The 11,788-nt window shown below is 68.1% G+C and carries 8 protein-coding genes and 1 pseudogene; all 9 read right to left on the reverse strand.

Annotated features, from left to right (window positions below; translation table 11 throughout):
* A pseudogene (locus NMK44_RS05375) lies at positions 1-3,001 on the reverse strand (hypothetical protein); the annotation flags it as partial.
* Positions 3,002-3,003: 2 nt separating this feature from the next.
* Positions 3,004-3,375 (reverse strand): hypothetical protein, encoded by a 372-nt coding sequence (locus NMK44_RS05380; RefSeq protein WP_254738816.1) that lies wholly within the window; start codon positions 3,373-3,375, stop codon positions 3,004-3,006.
* Positions 3,376-3,379: 4 nt separating this feature from the next.
* Positions 3,380-3,835 carry a YbaB/EbfC family nucleoid-associated protein gene (locus tag NMK44_RS05385; RefSeq protein WP_254738817.1) on the reverse strand — a complete coding sequence of 152 codons (456 nt, stop codon included), beginning with the start codon at positions 3,833-3,835 and terminating at the stop codon, positions 3,380-3,382.
* A 31-nt stretch (positions 3,836-3,866) separates the two neighbouring features.
* Complete coding sequence (locus tag NMK44_RS41975) at positions 3,867-7,193, reverse strand: AAWKG family protein (RefSeq protein WP_308358327.1); 3,327 nt, start codon at positions 7,191-7,193, stop codon at positions 3,867-3,869.
* A 61-nt stretch (positions 7,194-7,254) separates the two neighbouring features.
* Entirely contained in the window at positions 7,255-7,764 is a 510-nt protein-coding gene (locus NMK44_RS05395; RefSeq protein WP_254738818.1) for a type VII secretion system-associated protein, read from the reverse strand.
* A gap of 52 nt (positions 7,765-7,816) precedes the next feature.
* Entirely contained in the window at positions 7,817-8,137 is a 321-nt protein-coding gene (locus NMK44_RS05400; RefSeq protein WP_254738819.1) for a WXG100 family type VII secretion target, read from the reverse strand.
* A gap of 55 nt (positions 8,138-8,192) precedes the next feature.
* Positions 8,193-8,534 (reverse strand): hypothetical protein, encoded by a 342-nt coding sequence (locus NMK44_RS05405; RefSeq protein WP_254738820.1) that lies wholly within the window; start codon positions 8,532-8,534, stop codon positions 8,193-8,195.
* A 39-nt stretch (positions 8,535-8,573) separates the two neighbouring features.
* Complete coding sequence (gene eccB, locus NMK44_RS05410; protein ID WP_254738821.1) at positions 8,574-10,109, reverse strand: type VII secretion protein EccB; 1,536 nt, start codon at positions 10,107-10,109, stop codon at positions 8,574-8,576.
* 18 nt (positions 10,110-10,127) lie between these two features.
* A complete protein-coding gene (eccD, locus tag NMK44_RS05415; RefSeq protein ID WP_254738823.1) occupies positions 10,128-11,528 on the reverse strand; it encodes a type VII secretion integral membrane protein EccD in 1,401 nt (466 codons plus the stop codon).
* Between the last annotated feature and the right edge of the window lie 260 nt (positions 11,529-11,788).

Below are 11,788 nucleotides of genomic sequence, written 5' to 3' on the forward strand. Positions count from 1 at the left end.
GCTCCAGCGCAGGACGCCGACGAGCGAACTCACCCGCAGAGAACGACGCCTCACCAACCCGCTTACCACCCCCGTCCACGATGCTGTGCACCACAGCCTGCTGATGCCAACCACGGTCCACCCGACCGGTCGACGAGGTCGGCGGCTGTGGCTTCACCTGGGCAGTCCGAGGAGTCTGATCCCGCACACCGCTCGGTACGGCGACGCTCTCGGCGGTCTTCGCACTCTCGGCGCTCCCGGCCGTCTGCCGCGGGGCCGGGGCGGGTGTCCCGCGGTCACGCGGACCGTCGGACGAGGTGGTGATGGCGACCGGCGGGGCGGCGGGGGCGAGGTCGTCGGAGATGAGACCGCCGGGTTCGGTGGCGTCCTCGATGGTGCGGAGCTGCTCCAGGGGGACTGCCGGGCCCGGCAGTCCGTCCGGGCCGGTCTCGCCGTACCCGTCCGTCAGTCCGGTGTACCGCATCACCCGGCGCAGCGCCGCCGTGTCGTCGCGCCGTCGGCGCTCCTGCTCGGCCGGTGCGGTGGCGGGCCCCTCGGAGTACGTGGGCACATGGAGCTGGTCGACGCTCGGGGGCGTGTCCGAGGTGCTGAGTTCCACGGCGCCGGGATGGTCCGGGGAGTCGACGAGCTTCAGCTCGACGTGGAGCTGATCGCCCGAGCGGGGCAGCGGCAGACCGTGGTTGACATGGGTGTCGAGCAGATCAGTCAACCGATCCTGTACGGACTGGAGTTGCGCGGGGTCGGACCCCTCGGCGAACCGGACGGGAAGTTCCAGCGACAGCTGCCGCACCCAGCGGCCGTCGTCGGCCTGTACGCGCTGCACCGAGGGACGGACCGCGTTCTCGGGCCCGGCGACGGGTGTCACAGGAGCCGTCGGGGTGTGCGGCGCCAGGAGTGGCTCCGGTGTGTACGCCGTCTCCGCCGTCCGGGCGGCCTCGTCCTGGTCCGTCGCCGTGGTGTCGGCGGCGGACGCCTCGCGGCTCCCGGGACGTGCGAACGGATCGGAGGCGTCCTGCTGGTGCGACCGCCACTGTTCGGGACGCACGGGGTCGCGGACCGGGTCGACCAGACGGGTCTGGGCACCCCGGTCGGACTCCGCCGGGATCCCGGAAGCCGCGGGAGCGGTGTCCACGGCGTCCTGGTCCTCGGTGCCGGACGTCGCGGACTCCTGCTCGCTGCCGTCGAGGGCGTTGCCGTCGCCCGTTTCCTGCCGCGTGGAGTCCTGCTGGGTGGTGGCGGGTGACGTGTTGCCGTGGGATCCGTGGGTGGCGTCCGCCGGGCCGGTGGCCGGACGCCCGGACGGCACCTGGCGGGTGTCCGCCGTGGTGTCCGGTGTGCCGTCGGGCAGTGTGCCCTCGCCCGGGGTCGTGCCTTCCGGAGTGGTGTCTTCCTGGAGCGTTCCGCCGGGGAGGGTCGTCTCCGGTGTGCTCCGGTCCAGATCACGGGGGCGCGACGGCGAGGACGTGGTGTCCCCTGTGGACGAGTGCGGCAGCGGCGACGCGGTCGTGTCCGGGCGTGAGGTGGCGGTCGTGTCCGGCAGGGACGCGGGAATGGTGTCCGGCAGTGGATCGGGGGTGGTGGCTCCCGTCTTGCCGGTGGGCAAGGGTGCCGTGGCCGGATCGGTGTCCGCGAACGGCGTGGTCTCCTCGTAGTCGGACCAGTCGGTGATGTCCGAGGCGGTGTCGTCGAAGGTGGTGTCCGATCCCGCGATGGACTCGGTGTCGGAGTCGTAGAGGGACTCCGAGTCGGAGTCCGGGTAGAGATCCGTATCCGCGTACGGATCCGCCGTCGTGATGGGGTCGTTGTCCAGGACACCGTCGCCGTCACCGTCGACCGGTGTGGGGGCGGTCGTGGTCGGCACGGGGGCCGTGACCGGCGGGGTGACGGTCGTGGGTGGTGTGACCGTCGGGGTGGTGGTGACCGGCGGCGGTTCGTGCGGGGTCGGAACGGCGGCGGGCGGGGTGGACGTCTTGGAGCCACCGTGACCGGAACCGCCGCCGAGCACGGACTCCGGCCCGGGCAGCGGGTTGTGCGTGGTGAAGATGTTCCTGCCACCGAAGAACTTGTTGTTCAGGTCCTTGGCGATGTTCTCGATGGCGGTCTCGATGAGGAGTTCGGAGACGGCGCTGACGCCGCCGCCCCACAGGGTCATCGGGTCGAACTTCCACTTGCCCTCGAAGGCACCGTTGATCAGCACCTCGGCGGCGGACTCACCGGGTCCCTCACTGGCGAATGCCCGGAAGATCTCTCCCCCGAACTTCGCCCACTTGTTGTCACCGAAGTTCTTGAACTGGTGCTTGAAGATGTTGCCGATGAACTGGGAGAGCCCGCTGGCGAAGAAGCCGGCCAGGGCGCCGAAGGCCGCCGACTTGCCGATGTTGCCCCAGTCGATGCCGTCGGGGCGCCGGTCGCCGTCGTTCAGGGTCAGCATCGCCAGCCGCACCGCGAAGGTGGTGAACGCCTCCTCCAGGGCCTCGCTGAAGGACGGCAGCAGATGCGTGGAGCGCAGCAGCCGGTCGAGCGTCATCAGGATCGCGACGGTGCTCCGGGCCTTGGCCGCGGCGCCCTCGCTGAAGGACAGCCCACCGGTGAAGAAGGACAGCGCCGCGATGATGGCGAGCTGAGTCATCAGCAGGATGATCTCGGCGATGATCTCGAACTTCGACTCCATGATGTTTCTGGAGTGCTGTATTTGGTTTTTTGCGAGCTGCCCTCTGAGCTGCTGGGCGAGTTCGGACAGCGGATCCGAGCCGTTGCCGCCGATCAGCGGCGCCATCGCCTCTTTGTACTGCCGGGCGACGGCAGGCGGCAGCGCCCCATCGACTTTGTTCACCAGGTCCGTGAGGGTGTCGCGCAGCGCCACCACACGGTCGGCCCAGTCTTCGAAGGGGTTGCTGCTGCTGAACGCCAAGTCCGACGACGCCTGGAGCGGCATCTGGCCCAGCAGGGCGACGAGGAGCCTTCGCTCATCGTCGTTGAACTCAATGCTGTCCGGGATCACGCTCAGTGCTTTCCGCTACCACTCTCACCGACGTTGTGCGTCGCCGCCTTGGCCTCCTGCATGTTGTCCATGGCGAAGTTCTGGGCCTTCTTGATGCCCATGATCTCCTGGAGCCGTCCGCCGCTGATACCGGCGACGGCCGCACCGATGGCCGTGAAGGTCGCCCGCACGGAGTCGACGTCCTTGCGGTACTGAGGGCCCGCCTCCTTCGCGAATTCATCGTCGATCCCGTACCAGTTCGAGTACGGCTCGAGGTCCGCCACGAAGTCATGGCCCATGGAGCGGACCGACTTGGCGACCCGCTCGTTCTCGTCGAGGAAGCTCTGGAGCCGACCGGGGTCGGCCTCGAACTTGTCGTCGTATCCGAAACTCATTGCGCTACCTCTTCTCGCCGTCTTCATGGATCTCGTCACGCAGCCCGTCACTGGCCCCGCCGCGAGCGCTCGCGCCACGGGCCACCGTGTCCGTGAGCGGCCCGAAGATCTGGTCCCAGTCGACACCGGAGCCCTCGATATGGGGCCTGGCCCCCGCGGTCTCGGACAGTGGCCGGAAGGTGTCCAGCACCGTCTGCGCCATCTGTGCCTGTGCCTGCCGGGCCGCCTCCATCACGGACGCCGAAAGCTGCGATGCGCCCAGGGACCGGTACTTGCCGTCGAGGAACTTCACCTCGCTGAGCTGCCCCTGTGCGTTGACGGTGACCTCCACGCTTCGGTCGCGGGATCGCACGGTGACCGACGCGGTGCTCAGCTGCTCCTGCGCATGCGCCACGGCCTTCTTGGTCTCTTCCAGCTGGGCCACGGCCTTGGCCAGCCGGTCCTTGATCGATTCGCTCACGACCGTCCTTCCCTCGCTCCGCTCACCGTGCTCAACGTCCGATCACCGCGGGCGCGCCGCCCTCGTCGGTACCCCAGACGTCCTCGTCCTCCTCCATCCAGGAGGCGCGTTCACGGTCGGCCGACTCCGTCTGCTGACCGCCCCCGCCCATTCCGCCACCGGGCGGCATGAAGGGCATACCACCGGACATGGTGGAGGTACCGCCCCGGGTCGCGACGGGCACCTCCTCCTGCTGGTAGCCACCCCGTGCCTGGCTGGGAACGCGCCGGGTGATGGGCTGCCCGTCGTCCATGACACCGCGGACGCGCTCGCTCTCGTTCGCACCGCCGCCGGTGGTCATACCGTTGATGCGGGTGCCGGGGGGCAGCATCGGCATACCGCCGCCCGGCCCGTTGCCGGAGCCGAGTCCGCGCTGGCCGTCGTCCGAGTTGGAGAGCTGGTCGTACAGCTCCTCCTCGTAGCCCTCGCCGTCGTACGAGGGCGAGTAGACCGAGCCGCCGTGTGAGCCGCCGGGGAGGGATGCGCCACCGAGCTCACTGGGGAGTGTCTGACCGCGTTCGATGGGGGTGGTGACGGTCGTGCCATCGGGCTGGTGGTTGGTGAGCGTCCCCTTGTCCGGGTCCAGGACGCTGCGGCTGCCGTCGGGGAATTCGGTGGTGAGGGTGCCGTCACGGTTCATGGTGGTGACGGAGCCGTCGCCGTTGGTGATCGAGTGTCCGGGGCTCAGCGAGTCGGAGATATGGGAACCGTCGGGCAGGGTCGTCGAGACGTCGCCGCTGGGCAAATCGATGGTCCGGGAGCTGCCGTCGGGGGAGTCCAGGGTGACCGACCCGTCGGAGTTGAGGGTGGTCGTGGCGCCGTTCTCGCCGGGGAGTCCGGAGTCCGGACCGAGGTCGCCGAGCCCGCGTCCGCCGCCGAGTCCGAGTTCGCCGGCCTGCTTGTTGTAACGCTCCTCGGCTTCCTTCTGCTTCTGTTCCTGCTCGGCTTCCAACTGCTGCTGGCGCTTCTCGGCTTCCTGCTCTTTCTGTTCCTGCTTGGCCTCCTGCTCAGCCTGCTTCTGCTCCGCCTCCTTCTCCTTCTGCTCCTGCTTGGCTTCCTGCTCCTGCTGGAGCTTCTCGGCCTTCTTCTCCTGCTCCGCCTGCTTCTGCTCTGCCTCCTGCTCCTTCTGTTCCTGCTTGGCCTCCTGCTCCTGCTGCAGCTTCTCGGCCTTCTTCTCCTGCTCCGCCTGCTTCTGCTCTGCCTCCTGCTCCTTCTGCTCCTGCTTGGCCTCCTGCTCGGCCTGCTTCTGCTCCGCCTCCTTCTCCTTCTCCGCCTGCTTGGCCTCCTGCTCGGCCTGCTTGGCCTCGTACTCGCTCTCGGTCTTGATCCGCTGCTGTTCGGCCTCCTTCTCCTTCTCCTCCTGCTTCTTCTCGGCTTCCTGTTCCTTCTGCTCGGCCTTCTTCTCCTGCTCGGCCTGCTTCTGCTCTGCCTCCTGCTCCTTCTGTTCCTGCTTGGCCTCCTGCTCGGCTTCCTTGCGTTGCTGTTCCTTCTTCTGCTGCTCGCGCTCGGCTCGCGCCGTATTAGTCGCAATAACCTGCTGTTGTTCCTGCTCCTGCTGCCGCTGCTCGGCCTTCTTCTCCTGTTCGGCCTGCTTCTGCTCGGCTTCCTTCTCCTTCTGTTCCTGCTTGGCCTCCTGCTCCGCCTGCTTCTGCTCCGCCTCCTGCTCCTTCTCCGCCTGCTTGGACTCCTGCTCCTGTTCCTTCTGCTCGGCCTTCTTCTCCTGCTCCGCCTGCTTCTCTTCGGCTTCCTTCTCCTTCTGTTCCTGCTTGGCCTCCTGCTCGGCCTGCTTCTGCTCCGCCTCCTTCTCCTTCTGCGCCTGCTTCTCTTCGGCTTCCTTCTCCTTCTGTTCCTGCTTGGCCTCCTGCTCCGCCTGCTTCTGCTCCGCCCTCTTCTCGGCCTCCTCCTGCTTCCTGTCCTGCTCCTTCTGCCTCTCCTCCGCCTTGCGGTCGGCCTCTTCCTGCCGCTGCTCGGCCTTCTTCTCCGCGTCTGCGGCCCTCTTCTCCGCCGCTTCCTCCTTCTTCTTCTGTTCGGCCCTGTCGTGCGCGGCCTGATCCTTGGCGAACTGCTCGCTCAGGCTGGTGGTAGCGGTGTCGATCTTCTTCGGGAACTTCTGGTCGTTGAAGGAGTTCTGAACGTCGATGAGGGCCTGTTTGCCTGCCGTGCCCAGGACATCGATGACGCTCTGCTGCCAGCGCTTGATGGCCTCCTCGCCGATCTTCTTCCAGGTCTCCTTGTCCTCCAGCGGCCCGTACTTCCGGGATCCGCCGTAGAAGCCATCAAATTTGACCTTGTGGTCTCCCCTGGTTCCCACGCCGTGATAGGTGCTGCTGATCTTGTAGCGAACCTTCTTGATGTTGTTGTCCCACACGTCGTCCGTGACTTCGAGCAGGATGTCGTGCAGCCAGCGCAGCGGGTTCCCGGTGAGCCGCTGCCAGGTGTCCCACTTGGCCTGCAGCTTGCGTACGGCCGTCTCGATGTCCGTCCGGAACTTCCGCAGGTCGTTGCCGTACTTCGAGTGGAGGCTCCCGGAAACGGGGAACTGCTCACTGTACGACTCATAGTTGCGGGCCAGGCCATGGATCATGTCCCTGAAGACCCCCGCGGCCTGGCCCTTCCAGGAGGCTTCCTCCTTGCCGAGGTCGAACTCCCAGTCCTGGAGGTCCTTGTACCGGTGGGCGAAGAACTGAGCGGCCCGGTCATAGGCCTCGGCCGCATCCTTGAACGACTCCAGGTTCACGGCGTTCTTGTTCTCGACCCGGAGATCGTTCCAATCGAAATCGATGGTGCTGCCGTGCTTCAGCAGCCAGTCCAGCGCCCTTCCGGTGCCGTAGCTGTACTGCGACAGGGCCTTGTTGCTCCAGACCGTGTCCTTGCTCTGACCCTGGAAGTCCTTGCCCAGCTTGCTCTTGAAATCACCGCCCACGACCACACCGCCCGCCGGGGGTGAGTCGGTACCCGCGGTGCCCAGCAGGGTGACACGGGCCTTCTTCATCTTGACCTTGGTGCCCACCGCGGCGTCCCCGATCGAGCCGTGCTTCCCTGAGTAGAAGGGCACCACGAAGTCGGTGTTCTCGATGCGCCACCCGGAGTTCTCGGTACGCCACTCCATGTCGTTGACCGCGTCGAGCGTGGCGTTGGACGGCTCTCCGTCATGGTCCGAGAACTCCACCCGCATCAGCGGAATCTTGTCGTTCCCGAGGAGGTCACCGAAGAGGTCCTGCCGTAGTGGCGCCTCATACCCGGTCAGCACCTTGACGGCGAGGTGCCAGTAGTCGTCGGTGGAATGAGCGGGGAAGACCCGCTTGGACTCATCGGACACGACGTGACTTCTCCGGAGGCTGGACGATGGGGGTCAGAGCGGTACGGGGGCGGTTACTCGGTCAATCGTCGTCGTTGTCGTCCCCGCCCCCGCCACCCTTGCCGCCGCCCTGGAGGTCCTCATCGACGTCCTCGAACACGTCCAGGAACTCCTGGCCGTCTATCGACAGCAGGTTGTCGCTCTGCGCCTTGAAGAGAGTGTCGATGGTGTCCCGCAGGTTGTCCTCGATGTCCTTGAAGAGCTTGGTCTGCTCCTCGTAGAGGGTCGTCAGATCAGTGGCGGTCTTGCCGACGGCCTTGTTGAGCTGCTCGCCCTTGCCGCCGAGGTTGGCCGCCTGCAGCATGAACCCGATGCCCAGCGGCTTGCCGGTGTCATAGGAGTCGAAGCCCTCCTCGGTGATGTCTGCGTCACCGATCAGCGTGGCCATCGTCGGCCCGTTGCTGACGTCGTCCAGGCCGATCTTGCGGATCTCGTCCTTGAAGGGCAGGACACGGTCGTCCAGGAACGACTGGAGCCCCGCCTTGTCCATGGACAGCTTCTTGGTATGGGAGTTCGGGTCTTCCTTGGCCACGACGTGTCCTTTCCTTCGCTTCCTTCGGGGGCCTCGGCCGCGCCGACCGGCGTCAGCGGCCGATCTTCACCGAGCCCCACATCTCGGTCAGTGACTTCTCGCTGTACTGGTAGTTCTCGGAGACCGAGGTCAGCAGGGTGGAGTGCTTGGTCAGCAGGTCCTCCATGGCCTTGACCGCGTTGTCCCACGCCTGCTGCTTCTGGGTGTAGACGTCCTTGTCATCACCGATCCACGAGTTCTTGAGCTCGTTGAGCTCCATCTCCAGGTTGGAGAGTGTGGTCGCGATGGCCTTGGTCTGACTGATCATGTCGTCAGCGGCGTTGCTCATCTGCGAGTAGTCGACGTAGATGTAGCCGTCACTGAAATCGCTCATTGCCTGTCCTCGTCTCGCTTCGGATGCGCAGGGGTGTAGGTCCGGACTGTGCCGGTCAGCCGGCCAGGGCGTCGAAGACGGAGTCCGACGCCGCGTAGGCCTGGTTGATGGCCTCGTTCGAGGAACCCTGCTGCTTGCCGTGCTCGGCGAGGGTCTGGTTCAGCGTTTCGATCATGTCCTGGACGTTGGTCAGGATGACGTCGGCCTTCTCCTCCCAGGAGGTGACCAGGTCCTTGAAGGCGCCACCGTCACTGCCCTTGTAGTGGGCCATGAGGTTGTTCTTGGTGCTCTCCACGTCCTGGCGGCACTTCAGGACGCCGCTGAACGCCATCTCCAGCGCCTGGACGCCGTTCCGTGTTGCGGATTCCTCCGACTGCTGCATTCCGTTACCGGCCACGGGTGTCCCTCTCGTCGTTTCGATCCGGGACCGGTGATGCTAGGCGTCGGGGGTTGTCTTCCCGTCCTTCTGACTTGTCGTCAGATTGCTTTTTGTGTGTCCGGCCTTCTTCCGCACGTCACAGCGCGGCGCCGTGACATCCGCACGGCCGCTCTCGGCGGCCTTGGGGTGCAGGTCAGGGCCGGAGGGGAGCATCGCCAGCATCAGCAGGGGCAGCTCCTTCGGTGTCACCTTGTCGTAGCCCAGCGCGGCCACCGCGTCCCCACTGGACAGGCGGTACTTCACCCCCGTCTCGGTGACGAGGTAGACCGTGTTGCCGACCTTGCCGCCACCCGCGCCCACGGCCCGTACCAGCGCTCCGCCGCCCGGCGGCACGGTGATCCGGTCCACCGGCAGACAGGCCGCCGCGGCCACTCCGGAGGCGTGCTGGGCGGCCGGACCGAGGTCGGGTGTGGCGGGCAGGGTGACCCCGACGCGCGTTCCCTTGCCCTCCGGCGTCACCCGGGCGCACAGGGCGTGGCCGCCGGGCACCGCCACCGCCTTCGGCGGGTTCTCCGGGGACTCCCCCGGACCCTTGGACTGCCCCGCCCCGGGGGCGAGGTGTTCCCTCAACGCCTCCGAGGTGAGCGGCACGGGCGCCGGGGAAGCGCCGCCGTACGCCTTCTGGCGGGTGCCCGGGTCGCCCAGCAGCAGGGCCACCTCGGTCGGGGTGAGCGGCTTGAGTCCGTCCTCGCCGAGCACGTAGTAACGCGTACTGGCACCCGGTACGGCCAGCTTGAAGACCTGGCCGACCGTGGTGCTCCGGCCGCCCATCCGGGGGCCCTCATCCCCGAGCCCGGAGGTACGCGGAGCGGCCAGATCGGGCCCCGCGGGCAGTGCGTTCAGGAAGGCGGCCGAGACCGGGACGGGCCTGGTGGACGCGTAGCCGAGCGCCTCCTCGGCCCCGGACTTGCGGTCCAGGCGGAGTCGGCTGCCCTGCCACACCAGGTAGTCGGTGCCCTCCGGCCCCGCGACCAGCAGACCTTCACCGGTGCCGAGCCCGTCGCCCTGGGCCTCGTTGCCGACGGCGAGCGTGGTGACGGCCCGGGGGCCGGACTTCGTCACGGCGGGGACGGCGGTGGAGCACACCTGCCAGGGCTCGTCGGACAGCGCGTCGGGCCCCGGGAGTTCATCGGGCGCGCCCTCGATGCCGATCGGAGTGCCGTAGGGGGTGCCCTTCAGGGAGGCCGAGCTCACGGTGGTGGTGCCCATGTCGGCGCCGCCGAGGAGCAGGGCCGAGGAGTAGTTGCGCACCGGGCGCAGCCGGCCGTCGAGGTAGAGGTAGCGGCCGCCGGTCTCCTTGTTGACGATGAGGTCGCCGGAGGACCGCCAGGAGCTCTGCTGGCCGGGCTTGATCAGGCCGAGCACAAAGGCTCCGGCACACAGCAGCACGGCGATGATGATGCCGATCGTGATGCCCCGGTTGGTGCGGCCCTGGGGGCTCTCGGGCGCGTCGGGGTCGGAGCGCAGCATGCTGGAGGTGAGTCGGCCCATCAGGAACATATGGGCCTGGACCTGGTCGCGTTTGTTCTGCATCGGAACGGGTCCTCCGGACTATCCGTTGAAGGCGCGCAGCGCGCCGTACACACCCAGCACCCACAGCGACAGGGGCAGCAGGCTGATGGCCATGGCGGAGTGCAGCAGCTCGGCCGCCCGGCCCCAGTAGGGCACGAGCCGCCGGCCGGGGACGGTCCAGGAGGCGATGGCGGTCGCCGCCGCGACCGCGAGCAGCGAGGCCGTCAGCAGCAGTCGCCCGGCGGGGGTGGCCGAGGTGGCCGCGTCGTGGGCGAGCAGCACGGCGCCCCAGACCCCGGCGGTCACGAGGGAGAGCCGCTGGAGGGTGTTGCCGAGGCCGCGGCTGTGCAGCAGCAGGAGCAGCGACAGGGCCACGACGGTGAGGGTGTTGGGCAGGCTGGGCCGGTAGGCGAGTCCGTACAGGCAGGCGGCGCAGATGGCGCCGGTGGCCGCGTACAGACCGGTCATCCAGCCGTCGGCGACCACGGTGCGGGCGGCCACGGCGGACGGGGCGTGCGGTTCGATGCCCTCCTGGAGCTGCTGGGCGTTGGTGGGAAGGGGTGGCATGCGCAGCCCGGACAGCCGGAAGGACATCGACGGGACGAAGGCTCCGAAGACGACCGCCGCCAGGGCGATGATCCCGGCCGCGTGGGCCGGTCCGAGGTCCCAGGTCATCATCAGCACCGCGGCCAGGACGGTCGCCACCGCGACGGCGACCAGGGCGAGGAAGAGCGCGGCGAAGGCGGCCACCACCGCGACCGCGAGCATCGCCCCGCCGGCGCCCGCAGCTCCCGCCGCCAGCAACCGGGCGCCCAGGGTGGTGTAGTGGTGCGGGCCGCTCAGCTCCCCGCCGGGCAACAGCCAGCCGGCCAGCGCGAAGTAGGGCACGGCGGTGAAGCCCAGCGCGGCGCCCGCCTCGGCGTCGCCGACGGCTCGGCTCGCGGATCCGGCGCCGCCGAGCAGCAGCACACCTGCCGCGGCCGCGGCCAGTGCGCGCACCGAGCCGGAGTAGCCGGGCTGGGCCAGTACGACGAGCCCGGCGGCCAGGGTGAGGACCAGCAGTGCCAGCAGCACCCGGCGGGCGGTCCGCGCCGTCCAGCCGAAGGGGCGGTCCGCCATGGTGGTGGCGATGCCGTCCACCAGGTCGTCCAGCAGGACTTCGGGCAGGGTGTCGGCGCGGGGGCGCAGATAGAGCGTCTCGCCGTCGAGCAGTCCGAGGGACTCCAGACTGGCGTCCTCCTCCAACGGCCCGCCACCGAGCCGCTGAAGGACCCAGCCTCCGTGTTCCAAGCCCTCCTCGGCGAGTGTGTCTCCGGCGTAACTCACCAGGGTGGGCAACAGATCTGCCACGGGTACGTCCGCGGGCACCGCGAGGTCGATGGACTTGGCGGGCGCGCGCACCGTGATGCGGCACAACCCTGCCGTTGCACTGTCGGTCATGGGGAAACTCACGCTTCGTCGGGAGATTCGGGGGTTCTCCGGGAGTGGCTTGCGTTGGACGTGTGCGCGGATCGGTTGCACACTACTTGCTGCACCGCCTGCTGCTTCGCGGCCGTTTCAACGCACCGTGGAGCGGCCGTCTCAACGCACCGTAGAGTCGGATCGTAGACTCTTCACACCCCGGCCGGGGTTCCTGCCCCCGGTCCGGCCCACACGGCCCTGCCGTCTCCTGCGCCTGCCCGCTCACTCGTATCCCGCTG

The organism is Streptomyces cucumeris (assembly GCF_024295805.1).
Taxonomy (GTDB): Bacteria; Actinomycetota; Actinomycetes; order Streptomycetales; family Streptomycetaceae; genus Streptomyces; species Streptomyces cucumeris.